This window comes from Shewanella sp. SP2S2-6 (assembly GCF_031931965.1).
Lineage (GTDB): Bacteria > Pseudomonadota > Gammaproteobacteria > Enterobacterales > Shewanellaceae > Shewanella > Shewanella baltica.
The window spans coordinates 91,757-115,258 of sequence record NZ_JAUOEQ010000007.1 but is presented as its reverse complement, the minus strand read 5'-3'; the positions used below and the strand labels follow the sequence as shown (position 1 = coordinate 115,258).

Annotated in this window: 22 protein-coding genes; all 22 read left to right on the top strand. The window is 49.9% G+C overall.

Annotated elements, in window-relative coordinates; translation table 11 throughout:
• The first annotated feature begins 11 nt into the window (after positions 1-11).
• The 22 genes from Q4Q57_RS07800 (at position 12) to Q4Q57_RS07695 (ending at position 23,486) form a co-directional block, all read left to right on the top strand.
• Positions 12-395 (top strand): RidA family protein, encoded by a 384-nt coding sequence (locus Q4Q57_RS07800; RefSeq protein WP_006079838.1) that lies wholly within the window; start codon positions 12-14, stop codon positions 393-395.
• Positions 396-622: 227 nt separating this feature from the next.
• Positions 623-2,287, top strand: coding sequence for an AMP-binding protein (locus Q4Q57_RS07795; RefSeq protein WP_006079836.1), 1,665 nt, complete (start codon positions 623-625; stop codon positions 2,285-2,287).
• A gap of 179 nt (positions 2,288-2,466) precedes the next feature.
• A complete protein-coding gene (locus Q4Q57_RS07790; RefSeq protein WP_311890474.1) occupies positions 2,467-3,411 on the top strand; it encodes a calcium/sodium antiporter in 945 nt (314 codons plus the stop codon).
• Between the two features lie 214 nt (positions 3,412-3,625).
• A complete protein-coding gene (locus tag Q4Q57_RS07785; protein ID WP_311890473.1) occupies positions 3,626-4,330 on the top strand; it encodes a hypothetical protein in 705 nt (234 codons plus the stop codon).
• A gap of 132 nt (positions 4,331-4,462) precedes the next feature.
• On the top strand, positions 4,463-5,542 hold the full coding sequence (locus tag Q4Q57_RS07780; protein WP_311890472.1) for a sensor histidine kinase: 1,080 nt from the start codon (positions 4,463-4,465) through the stop codon (positions 5,540-5,542).
• Positions 5,542-6,138: a response regulator transcription factor gene (locus Q4Q57_RS07775; RefSeq protein WP_311890471.1), complete on the top strand. Its 597-nt coding sequence runs from the start codon at positions 5,542-5,544 to the stop codon at positions 6,136-6,138. Before Q4Q57_RS07780 ends, Q4Q57_RS07775 begins: the two co-directional genes overlap by 1 nt.
• A gap of 184 nt (positions 6,139-6,322) precedes the next feature.
• Complete coding sequence (recG, locus tag Q4Q57_RS07770) at positions 6,323-8,398, top strand: ATP-dependent DNA helicase RecG (protein WP_311890470.1); 2,076 nt, start codon at positions 6,323-6,325, stop codon at positions 8,396-8,398.
• 198 nt (positions 8,399-8,596) lie between these two features.
• Positions 8,597-9,493 carry a DUF3014 domain-containing protein gene (locus Q4Q57_RS07765; protein ID WP_063884997.1) on the top strand — a complete coding sequence of 299 codons (897 nt, stop codon included), beginning with the start codon at positions 8,597-8,599 and terminating at the stop codon, positions 9,491-9,493.
• Positions 9,494-9,840: 347 nt separating this feature from the next.
• Positions 9,841-10,575, top strand: a complete 735-nt coding sequence (locus Q4Q57_RS07760) for a beta-ketoacyl synthase chain length factor (protein WP_063884996.1) — start codon at positions 9,841-9,843, stop codon at positions 10,573-10,575.
• On the top strand, positions 10,568-11,443 hold the full coding sequence (locus tag Q4Q57_RS07755; RefSeq protein ID WP_311890469.1) for a lysophospholipid acyltransferase family protein: 876 nt from the start codon (positions 10,568-10,570) through the stop codon (positions 11,441-11,443). Before Q4Q57_RS07760 ends, Q4Q57_RS07755 begins: the two co-directional genes overlap by 8 nt.
• On the top strand, positions 11,427-11,681 hold the full coding sequence (locus Q4Q57_RS07750; protein WP_006079824.1) for a phosphopantetheine-binding protein: 255 nt from the start codon (positions 11,427-11,429) through the stop codon (positions 11,679-11,681). The genes Q4Q57_RS07755 and Q4Q57_RS07750 overlap by 17 nt, the downstream gene beginning before the upstream one ends.
• Positions 11,682-11,690: 9 nt before the next feature.
• Positions 11,691-11,939 (top strand): acyl carrier protein, encoded by a 249-nt coding sequence (locus Q4Q57_RS07745; RefSeq protein ID WP_011982196.1) that lies wholly within the window; start codon positions 11,691-11,693, stop codon positions 11,937-11,939.
• Positions 11,939-12,487: a hypothetical protein gene (locus Q4Q57_RS07740; protein WP_106648362.1), complete on the top strand. Its 549-nt coding sequence runs from the start codon at positions 11,939-11,941 to the stop codon at positions 12,485-12,487. Before Q4Q57_RS07745 ends, Q4Q57_RS07740 begins: the two co-directional genes overlap by 1 nt.
• Entirely contained in the window at positions 12,484-13,848 is a 1,365-nt protein-coding gene (locus tag Q4Q57_RS07735; RefSeq protein WP_107949591.1) for an AMP-binding protein, read from the top strand. The genes Q4Q57_RS07740 and Q4Q57_RS07735 overlap by 4 nt, the downstream gene beginning before the upstream one ends.
• Positions 13,841-14,227 (top strand): thioester dehydrase, encoded by a 387-nt coding sequence (locus Q4Q57_RS07730; RefSeq protein ID WP_311890468.1) that lies wholly within the window; start codon positions 13,841-13,843, stop codon positions 14,225-14,227. Before Q4Q57_RS07735 ends, Q4Q57_RS07730 begins: the two co-directional genes overlap by 8 nt.
• Positions 14,221-16,080: a glycosyltransferase gene (locus tag Q4Q57_RS07725; RefSeq protein WP_311890467.1), complete on the top strand. Its 1,860-nt coding sequence runs from the start codon at positions 14,221-14,223 to the stop codon at positions 16,078-16,080. The genes Q4Q57_RS07730 and Q4Q57_RS07725 overlap by 7 nt, the downstream gene beginning before the upstream one ends.
• Positions 16,077-17,651 (top strand): aromatic amino acid ammonia-lyase, encoded by a 1,575-nt coding sequence (locus Q4Q57_RS07720; protein WP_311890466.1) that lies wholly within the window; start codon positions 16,077-16,079, stop codon positions 17,649-17,651. The genes Q4Q57_RS07725 and Q4Q57_RS07720 overlap by 4 nt, the downstream gene beginning before the upstream one ends.
• Entirely contained in the window at positions 17,648-18,079 is a 432-nt protein-coding gene (locus Q4Q57_RS07715; RefSeq protein ID WP_063884990.1) for an acyl-CoA thioesterase, read from the top strand. Before Q4Q57_RS07720 ends, Q4Q57_RS07715 begins: the two co-directional genes overlap by 4 nt.
• Positions 18,079-18,930 (top strand): outer membrane lipoprotein carrier protein LolA, encoded by an 852-nt coding sequence (locus tag Q4Q57_RS07710; protein WP_311890465.1) that lies wholly within the window; start codon positions 18,079-18,081, stop codon positions 18,928-18,930. The genes Q4Q57_RS07715 and Q4Q57_RS07710 overlap by 1 nt, the downstream gene beginning before the upstream one ends.
• A gap of 2 nt (positions 18,931-18,932) precedes the next feature.
• On the top strand, positions 18,933-21,380 hold the full coding sequence (locus Q4Q57_RS07705) for an MMPL family transporter (protein WP_311890464.1): 2,448 nt from the start codon (positions 18,933-18,935) through the stop codon (positions 21,378-21,380).
• Between the two features lie 23 nt (positions 21,381-21,403).
• Positions 21,404-22,693 carry an NAD(P)/FAD-dependent oxidoreductase gene (locus Q4Q57_RS07700; protein ID WP_311890463.1) on the top strand — a complete coding sequence of 430 codons (1,290 nt, stop codon included), beginning with the start codon at positions 21,404-21,406 and terminating at the stop codon, positions 22,691-22,693.
• A 4-nt stretch (positions 22,694-22,697) separates the two neighbouring features.
• Positions 22,698-23,486 (top strand): DUF3261 domain-containing protein, encoded by a 789-nt coding sequence (locus Q4Q57_RS07695; protein ID WP_261271696.1) that lies wholly within the window; start codon positions 22,698-22,700, stop codon positions 23,484-23,486.
• Positions 23,487-23,502: the final 16 nt, after the last annotated feature.

Below are 23,502 nucleotides of genomic sequence, written 5' to 3'. Positions count from 1 at the left end.
GAGAGAGCGTCATGGCAGAAAAAATCATCATAGCGACCGAAAACGCCCCTGCGGCCATCGGCACTTATTCACAGGCCGTCAAAGTCGGCAGCACAGTATATTTATCCGGCCAAATTCCGCTTGTGCCAAGCACAATGCAAATTGTCAGCGATGATTTTGAAGCGCAAGTGGTGCAAGTATTTGAAAACCTAACGGCAGTTTGTACTGCTGCGGGCGGTTCAATCAACGATATCGTTAAGCTCAACATCTTCCTGATTGATTTAAGCCACTTTGCAAAAGTGAATGAAATCATGAGCCGTTACTTCAGCCAGCCATACCCTGCACGTGCAGCTATCGGCGTGAAGCAATTGCCGAAGGATTCTCAAGTTGAAATGGATGGCGTGATGGAGCTGTAAGCTCTGGCATTCCACTTCAACCAACAAAAAGGCGCTGCGGCGCCTTTTTTGTTGCCGCCCCCCTCCTCGTTTCCGCTTACTATTCTCTTCATCTTATTTTCATACTCAGCTTGTAGGCTTTGTGCTCCATTCTCATATTTTACAATCCTGTAAACTATTTGCGCGGGCTCACAAAACTCGCCATACTGGGTGCAGCCAAAATAACAATAAAGAACAGGGAATTGCCAATGGATACAGCGATTAAGACGCCAATTGAAATGCTGGCGCACTGGGCTAAGACTCAGGGGGATCAAGTCTATTTACGCCAACCTATCAAGGGTCAATTCCTTGATTTTACTTGGGCCGAAGTTCAAGAAAAAGTTCAGCAACTGGCCGGTGCCTTACAGCATCTAGGCCTAGAGCGCGGTGATAAAATTGCCGTACTCTCTAAAAACTGCGCCGAATGGTTTATCACCGACCTCGCGTTAATGCACGGCGGCTATGTCAGCGTGCCGATTTACCCAACGGCCAACACAGATACTATTCGCTATGTGCTGCAACACAGCGGTGCAAAAGCCATTTTCCTCGGTAAGCTCGACCATTGGGCCGACCAAGAAGCCGGTGTCGGCGGCGAACTGTTACGCCTTGCTATGCCCTACGATACAATGCCAGCCCAATATCAATGGGAACAATTACTTAAACTAGGTTATCCCCTAGTTGATGCGCCGCTGCCGCTGCCAGATCAAGTGATGACACTTATCTATACCTCTGGCTCAACGGGTCAACCTAAGGGCGCGATTCAAACCTTCGCTAGCTATGGCTGGACCTGCCAAGCGGTAGTGCGTGATTTACGCACCGACGGCAATGACAGACTGTTATCCTATTTGCCTTTAGCGCACATCACAGAGCGCGTCGCGATTGAAGGTTCATCCTTCTATTCCGGCAGCGTGGTCGCCTTCGTCGAGAGTCTCGACTCCTTCGTCGCCGACGTGCAAAGGGCAAAACCGACGGTATTCTTCTCAGTGCCGCGTTTGTGGAGCCTGTTCCAGAAAAACATCATAGACAAAATTGGTGTTAGTAAACTGAATCTATTGCTGAAGATCCCGTTAATCAGCAGCTTAGTGAAGCACAAAATCCATAAAGGCTTAGGTTTGAACCATTGTCGTTTGCTCGGCTCTGGCTCTGCGCCCATTCCGCCGTCGCTGATCCACTGGTATCACAGCATTGGTCTGAATATCTGTGAAGCTTGGGGTATGACAGAAAACTGCGCCTACTCGATTATCAACTATCCCTTCGATGCCCGTAAAATTGGCACTGTGGGTCGCCCGGTTGAGGATTGTCAGATCCGCCAAGGGGAAGATGGTGAGCTACTGCTTAAGAGTCCAGGGTTGATGACGGCTTATTATCTACAGCCCGAAGCCACTGCGGCAGCCTTCGACGCCGATGGTTTCTTCCACACTGGCGATTTGTGCTCTATTGATGCCGATGGTTGCGTGACCATTACTGGCCGAGTGAAGGACAACTTCAAAACCGCCAAGGGAAAATATGTCGCGCCCGTGCCTATCGAACGTAAATTGGCGCAGGACCCGCATGTTGAACTGATCTGCGTGATTGGCTCTGGCCTGCCGCATCCGGTCGCATTAGTGCAATTATCCGAAGGCGCTAGTTTGCAAGCCCGCGAAGAAGTCCGCGCTTCACTCAAGGCGACACTCGATAGCGTGAATCCGCACTTAGAGTCACACGAACATGTGGATGCGATTATCGTAGTTAACGATCCTTGGACGATTGAGAACGATGTACTGACACCGACGCTTAAGATCAAACGCCATGTGCTTGAAAAAGCCTTTAGCGAACGAGTTGATGGCATTCGTGGCGCCCAAGTTCGCTGGGAAGATGAGTTAACACAAAAATAACTCGGCTAAACAGAGAGATGGCCAATGTGGTTATCGACATAAATCAAGCACGCCTCGGCGTGCTTTTTTATGACATATTCTGTCAAACTCCGATAAAACCACGTATCATGTGCGCCTGTCGGCTAAGGGATAATTCCCTTGTACTTTCCCATTCAATATAGGTTTAACAAAGTCCCGTGATGCTCATTACACTCTCGATTATTGGCGGTTTTATTATTTTAACCTTAGGCGCCGAAGCCCTAGTGCGTGGCGCGAGTGCTATCGCCCTACGCTTAGGTATTACGCCACTTATCATAGGCTTAACTATTGTTGCCTTTGGTACTAGCGCACCAGAACTGGCGGTGAGTGTCAAATCTGCCCTCGCCGGAAACAGTGGTATCGCCTTAGGTAACGTTATCGGCTCTAACATTGCCAACATAGGTTTGATCTTAGCGATCACGGCGCTAATCCGCCCTATCCAAGTGCAATCCCAAGTGGTTAAGCGCGATATCCCTTTGATGATCTTGGCTTCTATGCTGTTCTGGGGACTCTTGTTAGACGGCGAACTGAGCCTGATTGACGGTGTGGTACTGCTTTCACTGCTGTTTGGATATTTAACCTTTAGCTATATCAGCTCGAAAAACAGCAAGAATGAAGAAGAGATTGAAGCGGGGCCCAATAACCCACTGCTTTCTGGCCTATTCATCCTAGTCGGCATTAGCATGTTAGTTGGCGGCGGTATTCTGTTTGTAAACGGCGCGGTAGATTTAGCGAAAACCTTCGGCGTGAGTGAAGTCATTATCGGCTTAACGATCGTGGCGATTGGTACCAGCATGCCAGAGTTAGTGACCTCAGTAATTGCGGCACTAAAAGGTCAAAGCGATATCGCTATCGGTAACGTTGTTGGCTCTAACCTGTTCAATATTTTGGGTATTTTAGGCGTTACCGCCATAGTGCATCCTGTATCGTCACTCGGTTTCCAACCCTTCGACTTTATGGTGATGTTAGCCTTAGCCATAGTGATTCTGCCTTTTGCATGGACGGGATTACGTATCGGCCGCCGCGAAGGTTCTGTGCTGCTACTGGCCTATTTAGGTTATATGGGTTACCTGATTAACCAAGCGAGCGCTCAAGCTTTGGTATAACACCCAGCGGTAATATCCACTTGAAACACCGGAGCCTCTCCGGTGTTTTGCTATCTGGGTTTCGCACTTTTAAAAAAAGACAAGTTTAACACCCTTAAACTGATGACATTTGTCATGCTAAAGCCATGACCTTTGTGTCTGCATTTCTCCAGTCGAATTTCTGATAATGAGTCCGTACCCAAACACGGGGAAATTTACTCAATAAGGAAATACCATGAAAATATTATTACTCGTCTCAAGCTTAGCGCTTATCAGCAGCCACACGTTTGCAGCGTCGCCCTCTAACGCCAACATCACCAGCATAGATGCGGCCTCAAACTCGATGAACCTAGCGCAGCTGCAACAACTGAGTGCCAGCACCCAAGATTACGACAAAGCCTATGCGAACTATCGCTTAGCCATTAGCGCCAATGTCATGGGACAAAAAGCCCTCGCCAGCAGTGCACTGACTAATGCGCAAACCGCATTAGAAGCCTTAGAAACCAGCCAAGCTGATGCGGAATCCCTCGCGCTGTTATCGTCGGTTTATGGCATGCAAATCGCCTTAGACAATAGCAAAGGCGCAACTCTCGGCATGAAATCAGCCAAAGCCATTGCCAACGCCGAGCAGTTAGAACCCCAAAATCCACGGGTCGCGTTGGTTAAAGCGATCGCCGCCTACAACACGCCTGCTATGTTTGGCGGCAGCATGCAAAATGCTAAGACGCTCGCCACCACGGCCATAGAAAGATTCGCCCAACCTTGCGACGACATTTGTTGGGGTGAAGCCGAAGCTTACACGTGGCGCGGGCTCGCTAAACAGGAATTAGGCGATAGCCAAGGCGCGAGTGAAGATTGGCAACAGGCTATAAAAGTGCAAGCAGATTACGGTTGGGCAAAATTTTTGCTTCAACAAAATCAGCAATTAAGTGCAAACTAGACCAAGTTGTTAACAGGGACTGATGGCGCTGACCCCAGCGCCAATCCCTAAACAGAGTAAATCAACACAGATGCCACCTTCGGGCATTCAACGAACAACGCTTAACAATCAACGCTGTTTCATAGGGGCATTATGACAATCACGCATCTTCAGCTCGAACGAAAACTTGCTTGGGTGTATTTGATAAACTTAGTGTTTTATCTTATCCCTCTAGCCATAAATCCCTATCCAAGCTGGAAAATCGCCCTCAGTTTTGCTGTGTTAATCCCTTTTATTGCCAGCTATTTTTGGACCTATAAGTGCAATAACCGTAGCGCCTATCGGCCCATTCTGATTATGGTGGCGATAGCAATAGCGATCACCCCAATCAACCCAGGATCTATCTCACTATTCACCTTTGCGGCTTTTTTCATTGGCTTTTTTTACCCTCTAAGGACCTGTCTATTGGCGCTTGCTGCCATCATCGGACTACTGTTTGCCCTCAATGAGATTTACCACTTTAACAGTTACTACTTTCCGCTTTACGGCTCGGGGTTAGTGCTCGGCGTGGGTATGTTTGGTGTCGCCGAACGCAGACGTTATCGGCATAAATTAAAAGAACAGCAAAGTGCCCAAGAAATTACCACCTTGGCCACTATGCTTGAGCGTGAGCGTATCGCGCGCGATCTACACGACATTATGGGCCACAGCTTATCTTCGATTGCGCTTAAGGCGGAACTGGCCGAAAAACTGCTGGAAAAACAAGAATACCAACTAGCCACTATCCAGCTTAATGAACTCGGTCAAATCGCCCGCGAGAGCCTCAGCCAAATTCGCCATACTGTATCGGATTACAAACATAAAGGACTCGCGGATAGCGTGACACAACTGTGTAAACTATTGAGGGAAAAAGGGATCAGTGTCGAGCTAACAGGCAGTATCCCCAAATTACCCGCCAGAATGGAGAGTCAGCTAGGGTTAATTGTCACTGAACTGGTGAATAATATTTTACGCCATAGCGGCGCAAGTCAATGTATTATCGACTTTATTCAACAGCCAGAACGACTAATCCTTGAAGTCAAAGATAATGGCACAAGTAAACCTATCGCCGAAGGCAATGGCCTCACTGGCATACGCGAACGTCTCGACAGCTTAGGCGGCAGCTTGAGCTATAATCTCGAACAGGGATATGCATTTACCGTCAGTTTACCTTTGCAGGGAGCAACAGATTAATGAAGATTTTATTGGCGGAAGACCAAGCCATGGTGCGAGGCGCGCTCGCCGCACTCCTCACGCTTGCGGGAGGCTTTAATATCACCCAAGCGAGTGACGGCGACGAGGCCCTAGGCCTACTCAAACAGCAAAGCTTTGATCTCTTGCTAACCGATATCGAAATGCCTGGCCGCACAGGCCTAGAACTGGCAACTTGGTTAAAGGATCAACATAGTCAAACTAAGGTCGTAGTCATTACCACCTTTGGCCGCGCGGGCTATATCAAACGGGCTATCGAAGCCGGTGTCGGCGGGTTTCTGCTAAAAGATGCGCCCTCGGAAACCTTAGTCAACGCGATTCAACAAGTTATGGCGGGTAAACGGGTGATCGATCCTGAACTTGCCATGATGGCAATTGGTGACGTCGACCCACTCAACGATAAAGAGCGCCGTGCTCTTCGCCTCGCCAGTGAAGGCAAATCCACCGCCGACATCGCCGAAACCCTCTTTATCGCCGAAGGCACAGTGCGCAACTACCTCTCCGAAGCCATAGCCAAACTCAATGCTAGCAACCGAATCGATGCAGCACGCATCGCCAAACAAAAGGGCTGGCTGTAATCACGCTCACGGTTAACTACTCTTTCGTTCATATCGACAATTTTTGCGGCCTTAGCCGAAACCTAAGGGCCGCAAACTGACGTTAATTATGCAGGCAAATAAGTCCCTCATTCTGCTTGAGATTGCCTTACGCTTATTCTCTGTTAATATATGTATAAATTCACAGTGATTGAGTGCTAACGACTTGCAGCAATTGGATCTTGTTCCGATCACCGACCTCAAAGGCGTCGCCAAAAAGGTCGCGGAGAAACTCGCAAAGCTCGGCATCACAACAGTACAAGATCTGCTGTTTCACTTACCCCTGCGCTACGAAGACAGAACCCAAATCTATCCGATTGCCGCTCTTATGCCCGGCAGTTACGGCACCATAGAAGCTGAAATCCAATCGACGCAAATCATCCAAGGCCGCAAGCGTATGCTGGTCTGCAATGTGCGCGACGATACGGGTAGCTTGAGCCTGCGCTTCTTTAACTTTTCCGTCGCCCAGCGTAATGCCATGCAAAACGGTTTGATGATCCGCGCCTACGGTGAAGTGCGTCGTGGTGGTCATCAAGCTGAGATAGTGCATCCAGAATATAAAGTCGTGTATCCCGGTGAAGATGTTCATCTGAGCGATACCCTAACGCCGATTTATCCCACAACTGAGGGATTAAAACAGGCGAGTTGGTTCAAGCTGACCGAGCAAGCTTTGGTATTACTGGAAGATGGCGGCTTAACAGAGCTGCTGCCACCGCAGTTGCAACCGAATAACATTAGCCTTAAACAAGCGCTGCAGACGCTGCATCGACCTCCTGCGGGGATCTCTCAGTTCGATTTAGAGTTAGGCCAACACCCAGCACAGCAGCGACTCGTACAGGAAGAATTACTCGCCCACAATCTCAGCATGTTACGCCTAAGACAGCGCAGTAATTTAGACACAGCGGTTACCATGCAGGCCACAGGACAATTGCTCAATCCTTTCCTCGCCGCTTTACCCTTTAAGCCCACGGGCGCCCAGCAAAGAGTGGTGGCCGATATAGGCAAAGATTTAGAAAAACCGCACCCTATGATGCGCTTAGTGCAAGGGGATGTAGGTTCAGGTAAAACCTTAGTCGCAGCGATGGCAGCCCTGCAAGCGATTGAAAACGGTTATCAAGTTGCCATGATGGCGCCAACCGAGCTATTGGCCGAGCAGCATGCGACTAACTTTGCCGCTTGGTTTGAGCCACTCGGGCTTAAGGTCGGTTGGCTGGCGGGTAAACTCAAAGGCAAGGTCAGAGCGCAATCCCTTGCGGACATAGAATCCGGCGCCGCCCAGATGGTGATTGGTACCCATGCTATCTTCCAGCAGCATGTGGTCTTTAACAAACTTGCGTTAATTATCATAGATGAGCAGCACAGATTCGGCGTACACCAACGCTTAGGTCTACGTGAAAAAGGCGTGAGCCAAGGGTTCCACCCGCATCAATTAATCATGACGGCAACGCCGATCCCACGCACGCTAGCGATGACGGCCTATGCAGATCTCGACACATCCATTATAGATGAACTGCCGCCGGGACGGACACCTGTGACCACAGTGGCGATTGCCGATTCACGCCGCAACGAAGTGCTCGAACGGGTACGTAACGCCGTCATCACAGATAAACGTCAGGCCTACTGGGTGTGCACTCTGATTGAAGAATCCGAAGTGCTCGAATGCCAAGCCGCCGAAGACACGGCCGAAGAACTGCGCCTCGCCCTGCCCGAGCTCAATATCGGCCTCGTGCATGGCAGGTTGAAGAGCGCCGAGAAACAGCAAATTATGGCCGATTTTAAGGCGGGCATCATTCATCTTCTTGTGGCAACGACAGTGATTGAAGTCGGCGTCGATGTGCCTAATTCCAGCCTGATGATCATTGAAAACCCTGAACGTTTAGGTTTGGCACAACTACACCAACTGCGCGGACGAGTCGGTCGAGGCGCCATCGCAAGCCATTGTGTGTTACTCTACAAGGCGCCATTGAGCCATACCGCCACCCAAAGACTGAGTGTACTCAGGCAGAGTAATGACGGTTTCATCATAGCGCAGAAAGATTTAGAAATTCGTGGCCCAGGTGAAGTGCTTGGCACTAAGCAAACGGGACTGGCCGAGCTGAAAATTGCCGATCTGGTGCGCGATCAAGCTTTGATCCCGCACATTCAAAAACTGGCAAATCATGTGATGGCGCAGGCCCCCGAAAAAGTCGATGCGATAATCTTACGTTGGCTCGGGCACAAGCAGCACTATGTGCAGGCTTAGGCAGTAAAGGGGAAAGGCCGAGGAGTGACATCTGCCTCGATACTCAAAATAAATTGTTTATGTTCAGCTAAGCGCTATAGACAAGCGCATGGAAACTTGCAAAATGAACCAGCGGTATTCCAATAGTCCGCTCTTGCACTTTAATGTTAGCTGCATGTATTCACCAAGTTACCTTGACACTCAAGCGAAGGATGTAAAATGCAAGTTAATCAAGATGATAGAATAACACCTCAAGAGACTTCTTCTAGCAGTAATCGCTTTGCGCTTTTTGCGATAGTGCTCGTCGTGCTACTTTCTGCCGGAGGATATTATTACTACAGCGGTGACTCAGATTCACCTAAACTCATCCCTAACGCGCCAATTGTATTACCTGAAACACCGCCATCTGAGCCTATGACGCTCGAAAGTGCGCCAGAGCCAGAAACCACTGAAACGACGCCTGCTGTTACAGAAACGAACACCAACAGCACAGAAGCCCCTGCGGTAACTGAGACGGAAGTGGTTGCTGAACCTGTACCTGCACTGGCTGAAAGTGATGCATTCGTACAACAAAAAGCCCTCGCCATTATCGATAACAATGTGCTGGGTTCTGCATTAGTGCAGCAAGATCTCGCGCGCCAATTTGTGGTGTTTGTCGATAACTTAGCTCAGGGCGAATTGACCCGTAAAGTGAGTCCACTCAAAGGCCCAGAGAAGCATTTCTCGGTTTCTGAAATCACCAACAAAGTGTATTTAAATCCTGAGGGTTTCCACAGATACGATGCCTATGTTGACTCGATTGCCAAAATGGACGAACAAACGTTAATGGTCACCTATAAGCAAATGACGCCTATGCTAGAGGAAGCCTTTACCGAACTCGGCTACAGCAACGCTAAATTCAACGACAGAATGCTGCAAGCGATTAAAATACTGCTCGCGGCGCCTATCATTGAAGATCCGATTGAGCTGAGCTCTATTAGCGTTAACTATCAATTTGTTGACCCTAACTTAGAGGCACTACCTAGCGCGCAAAAACTGCTGATCCGTATGGGTCCAGAAAATACCCGCAAGCTAAAAGTGGCTCTACGTAAACTCGAGAACCAGCTGGCACAGTAAAACCATGCCGTGGTGAAGACAAAAGGCGCTCGGTGCGCCTTTTTCATTTTGACCGTAAATCGCTAGGATAAAAAAGCCTGTCGAATGAGAATGCTATTGCGATATTTGTTACACAAATTCGATCTAACTGCCGAAAATCGCAGCACTTGATCCCATTGCATTAACCCATACAATGCAAATGGCTTCATAAAAACGCGGGGCATGGTGTAGAATGGCCCCGCTGTAGAGGTCATTCCAGCGTCATTCATCAAACGCGTTTACACCTCACTATGGTATGACAATCCATCAATGTTCTAACTTAGTTAGGGATAACTAAGACAGCTTAAATTTAGTGTCGAGGCAAAGTAGTGCAACTAACATTCAGCATTCTCTCTTGGGGCGCTTGGGCCCCCCAATATCAGCATCCGCAAAGTTGGCAAACTTGGTGCAAAAACTCGGCTGAATTAAATCTCGACACACCACAGTCTGATACCATAGCTCCCGCACTCAAACACGTTCCCGCCATGCAACGCCGCCGTTTTAGTCGCTTAACTAAGATGATGCTAGAGGTGAGTTTTCAGTGCGATATGCCGGAAAACTGCCGCTCTATTTTTGCCTCGCGCCACGGAGAGTTGCAGCGCACCATAGGACTGCTCGAAGACATTATCGCCAAACAGCCCTTATCGCCATTAGGATTTAGTCAGTCGGTGCACAACACCGCCAGCGGCATTTTTGGCATAGTGGCGGCCAATACCGCGCCGTCGACCTCAGTTGCCGCAGGTACCGAAACCCTATCACAAGCTATGGTTGAAGCCTTCGCCCAGTTACACCAGTCGCCAGAGCCCTTGCTGTTAGTCTTCGGTGATGATCCTGTGCCACCTGTGTACGATGAGTTTACCCAAGAATTTGAATTACCTTTGGCCCTCGGCTTACAGCTCGCGCCCTTCGATGCGCCCGCTTCAGTCAAGCTCACTGTCAGCCGCATCTGTGAGTCGACAGCATTAAACCCTTTGACCTATGGCGCTTTTATCCACGCCCTAGCGACAACGCAAAATATTTCAGGCTGCTTATCCCAATGGCATTGGAAACTTGAGCATGTTTAATACTGCCCACAGCCATGACGCCGCCAAGGGTTATGAAGATTCAATGCACAATGCCGCTTATACCTTGCCGGAGACTCGCCGCGCTGGGCTGAATTATGTGCCACGTTGGTTAGGCGGCGTGAGTTGTTATATCGCCTTTGGCTTAGGCGGCTTATTAAGCTCCTTGACCATTTTACCTTTGCTACGTTTTTGGCCTGGTACACCCGAGGCGCGGATTATTCGAGTCCAAAAGGCCGTGCATCTGATGTTCAAAGGTTTTGTCGCCATGCTCACTTGGGCGGGCGTGATCCACGTTAGTACCCACAGAGCACAACAACTGCATGACGCCAGAGGCGTTATCGTGATCGCCAATCATCCCAGTTTAGTGGATGTGGTCGTGTTGATAAGCCTCATGCCCAATGCGGGCTGCATAGTCAAACAAGGTTTATGGCGTAATCCATTTTTGCGTGGTGTCGTGTCCTGCGCGGGTTATATTCCCAATCGCGGCGCCGAACTTATGCTAGAGGATTGCCGCGAAGTGCTCGCGAGGGGCACCAATTTAATTATCTTCCCCGAGGGCACACGCACGGTTGTCGGCGCGACCATTAACGACTTTGCCCGCGGCGCCGCCAACATTGCCTTAAGGGCCGAAGCAGATATTTTACCTGTGGTGCTGCGAACCAATGTCCGTGGTTTGACAAAGGAGCAACCTTGGTATGAGATCCCAAGGCAAACCATGGGGATGGCCGTTGAAATCGGCGCAACAGTTTCTTACCAGAAGTACCAAGCGGCTTTAGGTGAGCATGCAAAAATGGCCCGGCAGCTGACGCGGGATCTTGAACACTACTATAAACAACAACTCGAAAATAATTATGAACTTAAACAATGAAATAAAGCAGTTAATCATCGACTGTCTCGATCTTGAAGACGTCAGTATTGATGATATTGAAACCGATGCGCCACTCTTTGGCGAAGGTCTAGGCTTAGATTCAATCGACGCCCTCGAACTCGGCTTAGCCATCAAGAAAAAATTTGATGTCAAAATCGAGGCTAATTCGGATGCCACTAAGGCCCATTTTCACAGTGTTGCCAGCTTAGCTAGCTTTATCGAATCACAGCGTCCATAGGAGAGGAATATGCAAAATCGTGAACAAATCCTCGCTATGCTGACCACTATTTTAGTGGACGAATTCGAAATTGAGGCTGAGGCAATTACGCCTGAAGCCAACCTGTATGAAGAGCTCGATCTCGACAGTATTGATGCCGTCGACTTAGTGATAAAGCTGCAACAAATGACAGGTAAAAAGATCCAACCCGATGAATTTAAATCCGTTCGCACAGTTAACGATGTGGTGAATGCCATCGAAGGTTTAGTTAAAGACTAATGCGCGCCTTGCTACAGGTGTTAACCGCCCTAACCTTGCTAGCCTATCCGGTTGCCGTATATTTAGGGCTGAATTATTTGCCTGCTGGCACCATAGCGCTCGTGCTGTGTTTATTGCTGATAGTTCGGTTAATGCTACAAAAGCAAAGGGTTAAGACGTTAATACTGCCGCTGTTGGTGGGGATAGCGCTCACCGCAGGCAGTTATCTTGCCAAGCGCAGCGACTGGCTTTTGTATTACCCTGTGGTGATAAATCTGACTATGCTGGCGCTGTTCAGTTATTCACTGCACACTGGCCCATGCATGATAGAGCGTTTAGCCCGCTTGAAAGAACCCGATTTACCGGATGAAGCCATTCCGTATCTTAAAAAAGTCACCCTACTTTGGTGCGGCTTATTTATCTTAAATGGCTCGATGGCGGCTTATACCGCTGGCTTTACTAGCTTAGCAACCTGGACCTTGTATAACGGTTTGATTGCATACGTACTCATGGGACTGCTCCTCGGTGGGGAATGGTTATATCGCAGCTTTTGGTTGAAGAAAACATGACACAGCTACTCAAAAACTGGTTAACCCAAGGGCCCTTTGCCCAACAACTGATCAGCTTTAATCACCACGACATAGTCACAGGTGCATTATTTACCAATCAGGTGGCGTATTTTTACGAGCAACTGCTCGCCGCGCCCGAGAAAAAATGGCTGCTCGCGAGTGATACCAGCGATCTGTTTGCCGTCGGATTATGTGCCGCGCTGTTAGCGGGCAAAGAAATTATCCTGCCTCCCAACACCCAAACCGGCACCTTGAGCGAGTTAACGCACCAGTTTGATGGCATATTGTCAGACAAGCCTTTGTGCGAATGCCAAGCTTTTGTGTTGCTGAAAAAAGAACTGAGTCTGCCCAACAAACCTTGGCCTGCAAGCGAGGCTATCGGTGAGTTAGTGCTCTTTACCTCAGGAAGCAGCGGCGAACCTAAGGCGATCCGTAAAACACTCGAACAGTTAGATGTCGAAGTGTCTGTGCTCGAACATACTTTTGCCGAGCATTTGCCCCATTGCAGCGTGGTTTCAACGGTTTCCCACCAGCATATTTACGGTCTGTTATTCAAGATTTTGTGGCCGCTCGCCGCCAGTCGACCGTTTTTAAGCGAGCAGATTGAATACCCAGAAACCCTAAGTTATTACACTGCCTTGCTGCCAAACCTGTGCTTGATCAGTAGCCCAGCCCAGTTATCGCGCCTGCCTAAAGCGCTAGAGCACGAGCGGCAACTGCGCTCACCGAGCTTAGTATTTAGCTCTGGCGGGCCATTAAGTTTTGCCGCGGCCAAAGGCGTCAACCAGTGCTATGGTCACCTGCCCATCGAAATTTTTGGTAGCACAGAAACTGGCGGCATCGCCTATCGCCGTCAGCATGAGGCCGATGAACCTTGGCAAGTGTTTGACCGCATCTCAATAGATCAAGATCCGACCGACGGCGCCCTGCTGCTAAAATCGCCCTATTTGGCCGACGATGAATGGCTGCGCTGCGAAGATAAAATTGAACCGACCGAGAATGGCCAGTTTAGACTCAAAGGCCGACTCGATCGCATCGTTAAGATTGAAGAGAAGCGTCTGTCGCTCGCGCAAATGGAAACCCTCATGTGCAGCCACGCCTACGTTGAGCAAGCCGCTCTGGTAGTGCTACCACAGTTTAAATCCCAACTTGGCGCGGTTGTAACCCTGTCAGAACTCGGTAAAAACGTGCTGCAAGAACAGGGCAAACTCAGTATTAACAATGCCCTAAAAGCACATTTACTGACCCAATTTGAGCGCGTCACCCTGCCACGCCGCTGGCGTTATCCCGATATTTTACCGCTTAACACTCAGGGTAAGCGTGTCACTGCCCAGTTAGTCGAGTTATTTGATCATGATTAAATCGAGTTTACCGCCGATCCTGCATTCCGATATCGGCATTGATAACATTGAATTACGTCTGTTAGTGGCGGCCGACCTTGAGTATTTTAACGGCCATTTCCCCGAACAAGCCGTGTTGCCGGGCGTGACGCAATTAGATTGGGCGGTGCGTTTAGGCTGCCAACATTTCGGTTATTCAGAGGCAGTCGCTAACTTAGAAGTGCTTAAGTTTCAGCAACTCATACTGCCGGGCCAAGAAGTCACCTTAAGCATTAGCAATAATGCCGCTAAGGCAAAACTCACCTTCGCCTATATTGATGGTGAAAACCGTTACGCTTCAGGCCGTATCGCCTTTGATAGCACGCCAGTTAACAGCAGCGATGAGGCGAGCCAGTGCTAACACCACCCAGCGACCTCGTTGAGTCGGCGTCCATTAAGCTCGCCCTAGTGATCCCCAATTACAATCACAGCGCCGCGATTGCCCAGACCTTGGCCGATCTTGCCCAGTTTAATCTGCCCTGTTATTTAATTGATGATGGCAGCAATGACGAAACCCGTTATCTACTGCAATCCTTAGCCCAAACCTATCCTTGGGTGACTTTACTGCTGCATCCCTACAACCGTGGTAAAGGCGCCGCTGTGATGACAGGGCTGCGCCGTGCCTACCGCGATGGCTTTAGTCATGCGCTGCAGGTCGATGCCGATGGTCAACATAATCTCGCTGATATTCCGGCTATGTTAGCAAGGGCACAAGCTAAACCCGATGCGCTGATTTCGGGTAAGCCTGAGTACGATGAATCTGTACCTAAGGGCAGGCTTTATGGCCGTTATCTAACCCATTTTTGGGTATGGGTCGAAACCTTAAGCTTTGATATTCAAGATTCTATGTGTGGCTTTCGCGTTTATCCGCTGGCCGCCACCGAGCGATTACTGTGCCAGCAAGCCTTAACGGAACGAATGGATTTTGATATCGAAATCCTCGTTAAACTCTACTGGCAAGGGGTGGAGATTCTATTCCAGCCGACTAAGGTGATTTATCCCGAAGGCGGCGTCAGTCACTTTCAGGGTGTGGCCGATAATGTGCGCATCACTAAGCTGCACACTAAGTTGTTTTTCGGCATGCTCAAACGCCTGCCTTGGCTATTGAAGCGTAAATCACAGCAACAAACCGCACAAACTCCCCATTGCTCATCAGTATCATCATCAACTTCAGCTACCCATTGGTCTGGCATGAAGGAGCGTGGCAGTTACTGGGGCATCAAACTGTTAGCCGAGAGCTATCGCTTTGGCGGCCATTGGTTATGCCGCGCCATTATGTATCCGGTGATTTGCTATTTTTTCCTCACAGGCAAAGTCACCCGCGAAGCCTCGTTAGATTTTCTGCGCCGCGTGCAAACGCTTGAGCCGCAACATCCTAAACTCAATCGACCCGTAGGCTGGCGTGATAGCCTGAATCACTTTTTAGCCTTTGGCAATGCGGCGCTCGATAGAATCGATGCCTGGTGCGATCGTATTCAATTAAGCCAAGTGGATTTCCCCGACCGCCAAGTGCTGGCCGACCAGCTCGAAAGCGGCAAAGGCGCGGTGTTATTAGTGTCGCACCTTGGTAATTTAGAACTCTGCCGCGCCATTTCCATCCACCAGCGCAAAGTCAAAGTCAACGTCATGGTGCTAACTAGCCATGCGGAAAATTTTAATAAAGTACTCAAACAGTTAAACCCAGATAGCACGCTCAATCTCATTCAAGTGACTGAGCTGAATCCTGCAACGTCTATGCTGTTGCAGCAAAAGATAGAAGACGGTGAACTGGTGGTAATTGCGGGGGATAGAACCTCATCCAATACCCAAGGTCGCGTCATGTATGCGCCCTTTATGGGCCAAGATGCCGCGTTTCCACAGGGGCCATTTATTTTGGCGGGCTTACTCGATTGCCCTGTGTTTTTAATGTTTTGCCTGCGGGAACAAGGGCGTTATCGGGTGCATTTAGAACGCTTCGCCGAAACACTGAAAGGCCCAAGAGCGGGCAGAATGGACAGATTACAGCAGGCGGTAAATCGCTACAGCGAACGTTTAGAATACTTTGCCAGACGCGAGCCTTTGCAATGGTTTAACTTTTTTGATTTTTGGCGTAAAGACAGCGAGTTCCAACGCGCTCCATCGCAGTTAGTACTGCCTAATCCGTTACCGACAACTTCAGCATCATCGCCGATCCCAGAGCAGGATCATAAGACAGACAGGACACAGCATTCATGAGCCACACCCAAGCAGCCGACTCCGAGAGTCAATCAGACCTACAGACTGTTGAGTTTGGCCGTCAATTTCTCACCTTAGAACAAGTGGTTGCCGTCGCCAAGGGCGCGCCAGTCAAGCTCTGTGACGATGCGGATTATCAAAAATATATCCAAAAAGGTGCACGCTTTATCGATAGCCTGCTGCACGAAGAAGGCGTGGTCTATGGCGTAACCACAGGTTATGGCGACTCTTGCACAGTCAATGTGAGTTTAGATCTGGTCCACGAATTACCACTGCATTTAACCCGCTTCCACGGCTGCGGTTTAGGCGAGACCTTAAGCATAATGCAGGCCCGCGCTGTGATGGCTTGCCGTTTAAACTCCTTAGCCATTGGCAAATCTGGCGTGACCTATGAGCTATTAAAGCGCATAGAAACCTTGCTGAATCTCAACATAGTGCCAGTGATCCCAGAGGAAGGTTCGGTCGGCGCCAGCGGGGATTTAACGCCGTTGTCGTATTTAGCCGCCGTGTTAGTCGGTGAGCGCGAAGTGATTTACCAAGGTGAGCGCCAAGCGACTCAAGCTGTGTACGCTAAGCTCAACATCACTCCGCACGTACTGCGTCCAAAAGAAGGCTTAGCCCTGATGAACGGCACGGCTGTGATGACAGCTTTAGCCTGCTTAGCCTTTGATCGCGCGCAATATCTTGCTCGCTTGAGTAGTCGCATTACCGCCATGGCCTCGTTAACGCTAAAAGGCAACTCGAACCATTTTGATGAAATCTTATTTGCCGCCAAACCGCATCCCGGGCAAAACCAAATCGCCACTTGGATACGGGAAGATTTGAATCACCACGAACATCCACGTAATTCTGATCGTCTGCAAGACAGATATTCCATCCGCTGCGCACCGCACATTATCGGCGTGTTGCAGGATACCCTGCCGTTTATGCGTCAGTTTATCGAAACCGAAGTCAACAGCGCCAACGACAACCCGATTGTCGACGGCGAAGGCGAGCATATTCTCCACGGTGGTCATTTCTACGGCGGTCATATCGCCTTTGCGATGGATTCACTGAAAAATACTGTGGCCAACTTAGCCGATCTTATCGACCGCCAAATGGCACTAGTGATGGACCCTAAGTTTAACAACGGCTTACCCGCCAACTTATCCGGCTCAACCGGAGCGCGCCGCGCCATTAATCACGGCTTTAAGGCGGTGCAAATTGGCGTATCGGCGTGGACGGCAGAAGCACTCAAGCACACTATGCCCGCCAGCGTGTTCTCACGCTCGACCGAATGCCACAACCAAGACAAAGTCAGCATGGGCACTATCGCCGCCCGTGACTGTATGCGCGTACTGCAATTGACCGAACAAGTGGCCGCCGCAGCCTTGCTCGCCATGACCCAAGGTATTGGTTTGCGTATCGCCCAAAATGAACTGGACGAAGCCTCGCTCACGCCATCGTTAGCGAAAACCCTCGCTCAAGTGCGCGCCGATTTTGAGACCTTAATTGAAGATAGGCCGCTCGAAGCCGTGCTACGCCAAACCATAGCTAAAATCCAAGCGGGCGAATGGGAAGTGTGCCGATGAAATCACTGCTCACTATCGATATGGAAATGCAAATTCCCTTCCACGATGTGGATTCCATGGGGATCACTTGGCATGGCAATTACCTGCGTTATTTCGAAATAGCCCGCTGCAAACTGCTCGATGAGCTGGGCTATAACTATCGACAGATGCAAGCATCTAACTATGCCTGGCCGATTATCGATTTGCAGATTAAGTACGTCAAAGCCAGCACCTTTGAGCAAAAAATCACAGTGCGCGCCGAGCTAGTCGAGTGGGAAAACCGTTTAAAGATCAATTATCAAATTCGCGATGTCGAAACCGGTGCGCGCATCACTAAGGGTTATACCATTCAGGCGGCGGTCGATATGAGCACTCAAGAATTGTGCTTTGTCACCCCAGACGTATTCCGTGACAAAATCGCCACCCTGCTCGCTAAGGTTGAAGACTAATGAACTCAATACTCGCCAAGAGCTCTGCGCTGACGAAGAATCCTGTGCTGGCGAATAATCCTGTACTAACAAAGTGTGCATTATTTCTCTGCTTAGCTTTTGCTTTGATAAGCAGCCAGCCACTCAAGGCCGAAGCCTTAAGTGACAAGCTTGCCACGCCCGGCAATTATCAAGCACTCTTTAGCCAAAGTGCGGATACCGCGCAGCTTGTCGCCTTAAGCCAAAAACTTAACTTGGGCGAAACGGTGCGAGGTCAGTTTGTGCAATCCCGGCAGTTAAAGGTGCTCAAAAAGCCGTTAATCAGCCAAGGCCAGTTTATCTTCGACAAAGAGCAAGGACTGATCTGGCAACAGATAAAGCCCTTCGAATCCCTGCTGATTTTAAAAGATAAACAACTGATCCAGCGCGATAGCCAAGGTCGAGTCCAAGTCAGCAAGGCCGATGCCTCGGCGAGCGCCGCCGCTATGGGCGATTTATTACCCAGCCTAGTGCGCGCTATGCTCGGCGGGGATATTTCCGGTTTAAGCGAAAACTTCGAACTGCACTTCCTCAACTCAGACAAGTTAAACACAGCAAAGTTAAGCCCTGAGAAGTTAAACCCAGAAAGCTTGAGTCCAGGCAGCCAATGGCAATTAGGCCTAACGCCCAAAGATCCCTTAATGAAAAAAGCCATCGCCAATATGGTGTTAGAGGGTGACGATACCTTGCAATCCCTAGTACTGCTGAGCGCAGCGCCGAGTGTGAGCCCGCAGGATATGACCCGCATCGACTTTAGTGCGCTTTCCCAAGGCACTCTCAGCGAAGCCGAATTAGCGCAGTATGCGTTGGCGATCGAGGCGAGCAAGCCTTAACCATGGCCTCCAACTTCGCCGCGCGCACCAGTCAAGCGCTAATGCAATCTTCCCCCAAGTGGCGCCTCGCCATTTGGTTGCTATTGATGCTGTCAGTAAGTCTGTGGACGCTGCAACTCTGGCAAAACGGCGCACGGGTTCAGAGCGATATTCTAGCAATGCTGCCCCATTTACAGCAGGACAAACTCACAGAGCGCGCCCTTAACCAAGTTGAAGCCACGCTCGCCGACCAAGTCTATATTGCGCTTGTCGCCAAGGACGAAACCACGGCCATCGCTGCGGCTAAGCTCTTGATGCAAAAGCTTGAAGCTGACCTTGTTGCTACTGGCAAAAATGCTGCACTCACAGAGATTCGCAGCGCCGATATGCAGCTTGGCGAAGCGCTTGGGCAATTCTATTTCCCCCACAGATTTAAATTACTGACAGCGCCACAAGCTGAGGCGTTAGCAACGAAAGACATTGGAAATCTAATTGAGGCGGCTACAGCGCAGCTTTACAACGCCTTCAGTTACGCCAATAGCAACTTGCTCGCCCAAGATCCGCTGTTGTTATTCCCGGCCAATTTACTCGCCCTCGCGCCGAGTTCAAAAGTCAGAGCCAGCCAAGGGATACTGCTCGCGAATCAAGGCGATCATGTTGCCGCAGTCGTCATGGCAAAAGGGCGAGAAAGCGCTTTTAATCCCAATGCGCAATTAGCGCAGATGACGGCATTAACCCAAGGATTGGATGCCGTTAAACAAAGCTACCCAGATATTACCGTGCTCAAAGCTGGCGCCCTGTTTCATGCCCTTGCGGCAACGCAAACGGCTAAGAGTGAAATATCGATCCTCGGCCTAGCATCCTTACTTGGGGTGATAGCCTTAGTCTGGTTGGCGTTTCGTTCTGTAATGCCGCTACTGTTGGCAATCGTCACCATTTCCAGCGGGCTGTTGCTGGCCGTGACTTTTACCTTAAGCGTATTTGGCGAGCTGCATTTACTCACCTTAGTGTTTGGCACTAGCTTGATTGGCATTGCCATCGACTACAGTTTTCATTTTTACTGCGAGCGCTTAAGCGATACAGAGCGGAGCGCAAAGGCCACAGTGGCGTATATCTTCCCAACGGTGACACTCGCCTTTATCACTAGCGCTTTGGCTTATGTCGGCATAGGTTTAGCACCGTTTCCCGGCATGCAGCAAGTCGCGATTTTCTGCGCCGCGGGTTTGCTCGGGGCCTATCTCACCCTCATTCTCGCCTATCCACTGTTAGCAGGAAGTCGCTTGCCTGAAGGCTCCCGCCCGTTAGCGCTCGCGGGAACTTACCTTGCCTGTCTCACTCAGTTATCGAAACGATTTACCACGCCGTTAGGCATGGGCCTATTTGCTTTAGTGATAGTTGTTTGGTGTCTGATTGGCGTATCAAAGTTAACCGTCGATGACGATATTCGCCATTTGCAGCAAAGTCCTGCAAGCGTGACTGAGCCAGAAAACCAGCTCAGGCAGCTACTCAGTGGCGGCACAGATAATCAATTCTTATTAGTGCGTGCACCGAGCGAAGAAGCGCTACTACAACAGCTTGAACGAGTGTCGCCCCTGCTCGATGCCGCTATCGCTAACCAAGAGTTAGGCAACTATGTCAGCCTCAGCCGGTATCTGCCCAGCCAACAAAAACAAGACACGGCTTACCTCTTACAGGGCGAAATCTATCAAACTCAGTTAGATACAGTGCTCACAACACTTGGGTTGGATGAAAATCTAAAGCCAGAGCTGAAAGCCGCCTATTTGGCCACGAAAGCGGAATACATCACGCCGGCAGCATTCTTTACCCTAGAGGCTGGCAAGCAACTCGCGCCGCTGTGGCTAGCGCCGAATGAGGTTAACAGTCCAACAGAGCATGGTGCAATAATCCTCCTTGGTGGCATTCAACAAATCGATGCCCTTAAGGCGCGTTTTGCCCATGATGAAAGCGTACAACTTATCGATAAAGTCGCGGATATCTCCGCCGTCATGGGCCACTACCGACTGTTAACCCTAAAGCTGTTAGCCCTTGCTCTTGGCATCGCACTCTTGCTGTTTAGCCTGAATTTCGGCATTAAAAAAGCGACGGTTGTGGTTGCCATACCAGCCCTTGCGGCCTTGCTCACGCTCGCAACTTTAGGCTTAACGGGCTCGCCACTGAGTCTGTTCCATGCACTGGCGCTCATTTTAGTTTTCGGGATTGGCATAGACTACAGCTTGTTTTTTGCCTCAGCCCAGAACCACGGCAAGGCAGTGATGATGGCGGTGTTTATGTCCGCCTGCTCGACCCTATTGGCCTTTGGTTTACTCGCCTTTAGCCAGACCCAAGCGATTCACTACTTTGGCTTAACCCTGTCGCTGGGCATAGGGTTTACCTTTTTACTTTCGCCGTTGATTTTGACTACAACACAGGCTTTAACCAACAATCCGCTTCTAACGACTAAAAAGTCCTGATGACTACAAGGAACGTACTTTACATGTCTACACCCGTTCACGATTTATCAACTATGCCAAATTCACTTGATATCGATGTGGCCATTATCGGCGCAGGGCCTTCAGGCGCCATCGCCGCTAGCCTGCTGCACCAGCAAGGCAAGCGCGTGCTGGTGTTAGAGAAACAGCATTTTCCTCGCTTCTCCATCGGCGAAAGTTTACTGCCCTGCTGCATGCAGTTTATTGAAGAAGCGGGCATGTTAGATGCGCTCAATGCTGCCGGATTCCAGCATAAAAATGGCGCAGCCTTTCGTCGCAATGGCACTTATACCACCTTCGATTTTACCGATAAATTTACCCCAGGGCCGGGCACCACGTTTCAAGTGCAGCGCGCCAGTTTCGATAAACTGTTAGCCGATACCGCCCAAAGCCAAGGGGTCGACATCCGCTACGGCGAAACAGTCGAGGCGATAGATTTAACCGAGAACCCACGCTTAACAGTGCGCAATGAACAGGGCGAGCTTTATCAAATCAATGCCCAATATGTGCTCGATGCCAGCGGGTTTGGGCGCGTGTTACCCCGCTTGCTCAACTTAGAAAGTCCGTCTTGCCTGCCTCCGCGCAGCGCCATCTTTACCCATGTGGAAGACAACATCAGCGATGCTAACTTTGATCGTAATAAGATTTTGATCAGCGTCCACCCTGAACATAAGGACATTTGGTACTGGCTTATTCCCTTTAGCAATGGCCGTTGTTCACTCGGCGTGGTGGCTGAGCCGCAATTACTTGAGCGTTTACAAGGTTCCCTTGAGCAACAATTGATGAGCATAGTCAACGAAGAACCAGGGCTAAAAGCCCTGCTGGCCAATGCGAAAGTGGTGCAGGAATGCGCCACGCTCAAAGGTTATTCTGCCAATGTGTCACGCCTTGCGACCGACAAGTTCGCGCTATTGGGTAATGCGGGCGAGTTCCTCGATCCGGTGTTTTCCTCCGGTGTGACTATCGCCATGCAATCGGCGTCTATGGCGGCAAAATGCCTAACGAAACAACTCAATGGCGAAGCGGTTGACTGGCAAGCCGATTACTCAACGCCTTTGATGCAGGGCGTGAATGCCTTCCGCACCTATGTGCAAGCTTGGTATGATGGCCGCTTTCAGGATGTGATCTTCTATGAAGAACCGAACGAGCGTATCAAGCAGATGATTTGTTCTATTCTGGCGGGCTATGCTTGGGATACGAATAATCCCTTTGTTAAAGACTCGGAGCGCCGCCTGAATATGATAGTCGAACTGTGCCGAAATCCAGCCGCCACTCCAGCATTCGCAGAGGTCTAATCGCATGCTGCTAAACCTTAACGCTAAATGGCTAATCATCCCCGCGCTATTGCTCGCAAGCCTTGGGCTAACGGGCTGTAGTGAACTGCTGTTCAGGCAGACCTGTGTCGGACTCGCTAAGGATATGCGTTATTGTTTGGCACCATTGCCCCATGACTTTGCTCCCGCGACCGATAAGCCGTTGACTCAGCCAAGGATAAAGTCCACGACTGAGCCTACAACTAAGCCCGCCATCATGGCGAGTCAGCAAACCGACAGCAACACAGGCGTATCTTCTCCCCAGTCCTTTAGCCAAAAAGTCAGTATTAAAGTGGGGAAAGAGTCCCACGAACTGCTCACTCAATTGGAGTTAGAGGGCGAGCGCATGACGCTCGTGGGTTTAGCGCCACTCGGACAGGCGTTGTTTACCTTGGTTTATGATGGGAATACACTCAGCAGTGAGCAAAGTGTGCTGCTGGGCGACAATTTTAAAGCCGAGTATTTAATGGCGATGATGCAACTGATCTATTGGCCTGAGCAGAGTATTCGCGCCCATTTGGAAGGTGGTCATTTAGTGACTGGTCTTTGCGATACGGTTGAGGGAAATAAGAGCGACACGCTTGTCGATACCCGAATGAATACAATCCCCTGTCGCCAGATCTATAGCCAAGATACCTTGATCAGTAAAAGCGCCCTGCAAACCCATGTGGTGCAAATCCGTTATCAACAAGATGTCGGCGATGCCCTATGGCAAGCCCACATCAGCCTAACTATGCCACAGGCCAAGTTTGAGCTAGAAATCGAACCTATTTAACCTTTTAACACCCGCA

Bases quoted from the DNA above. Each gene is read 5' to 3' on its own strand.
- Q4Q57_RS07695 (WP_261271696.1), top strand. From the start codon at position 22,698: ATGCTGCTAAACCTTAACGCTAAATGGCTAATCATCCCCGCGCTATTG.
- Q4Q57_RS07755 (WP_311890469.1), top strand. From the start codon at position 10,568: ATGTTTAATACTGCCCACAGCCATGACGCCGCCAAGGGTTATGAAGAT.
- Q4Q57_RS07705 (WP_311890464.1), top strand. From the start codon at position 18,933: ATGGCCTCCAACTTCGCCGCGCGCACCAGTCAAGCGCTAATGCAATCT.
- Q4Q57_RS07720 (WP_311890466.1), top strand. From the start codon at position 16,077: ATGAGCCACACCCAAGCAGCCGACTCCGAGAGTCAATCAGACCTACAG.
- Q4Q57_RS07750 (WP_006079824.1), top strand. From the start codon at position 11,427: ATGAACTTAAACAATGAAATAAAGCAGTTAATCATCGACTGTCTCGAT.
- Q4Q57_RS07790 (WP_311890474.1), top strand. From the start codon at position 2,467: ATGCTCATTACACTCTCGATTATTGGCGGTTTTATTATTTTAACCTTA.
- Q4Q57_RS07730 (WP_311890468.1), top strand. From the start codon at position 13,841: ATGATTAAATCGAGTTTACCGCCGATCCTGCATTCCGATATCGGCATT.
- Q4Q57_RS07745 (WP_011982196.1), top strand. From the start codon at position 11,691: ATGCAAAATCGTGAACAAATCCTCGCTATGCTGACCACTATTTTAGTG.
- Q4Q57_RS07775 (WP_311890471.1), top strand. From the start codon at position 5,542: ATGAAGATTTTATTGGCGGAAGACCAAGCCATGGTGCGAGGCGCGCTC.
- Q4Q57_RS07785 (WP_311890473.1), top strand. From the start codon at position 3,626: ATGAAAATATTATTACTCGTCTCAAGCTTAGCGCTTATCAGCAGCCAC.
- Q4Q57_RS07700 (WP_311890463.1), top strand. From the start codon at position 21,404: ATGTCTACACCCGTTCACGATTTATCAACTATGCCAAATTCACTTGAT.
- Q4Q57_RS07740 (WP_106648362.1), top strand. From the start codon at position 11,939: ATGCGCGCCTTGCTACAGGTGTTAACCGCCCTAACCTTGCTAGCCTAT.
- Q4Q57_RS07735 (WP_107949591.1), top strand. From the start codon at position 12,484: ATGACACAGCTACTCAAAAACTGGTTAACCCAAGGGCCCTTTGCCCAA.
- Q4Q57_RS07795 (WP_006079836.1), top strand. From the start codon at position 623: ATGGATACAGCGATTAAGACGCCAATTGAAATGCTGGCGCACTGGGCT.
- Q4Q57_RS07800 (WP_006079838.1), top strand. From the start codon at position 12: ATGGCAGAAAAAATCATCATAGCGACCGAAAACGCCCCTGCGGCCATC.
- Q4Q57_RS07780 (WP_311890472.1), top strand. From the start codon at position 4,463: ATGACAATCACGCATCTTCAGCTCGAACGAAAACTTGCTTGGGTGTAT.
- Q4Q57_RS07715 (WP_063884990.1), top strand. From the start codon at position 17,648: ATGAAATCACTGCTCACTATCGATATGGAAATGCAAATTCCCTTCCAC.
- Q4Q57_RS07765 (WP_063884997.1), top strand. From the start codon at position 8,597: ATGCAAGTTAATCAAGATGATAGAATAACACCTCAAGAGACTTCTTCT.
- Q4Q57_RS07710 (WP_311890465.1), top strand. From the start codon at position 18,079: ATGAACTCAATACTCGCCAAGAGCTCTGCGCTGACGAAGAATCCTGTG.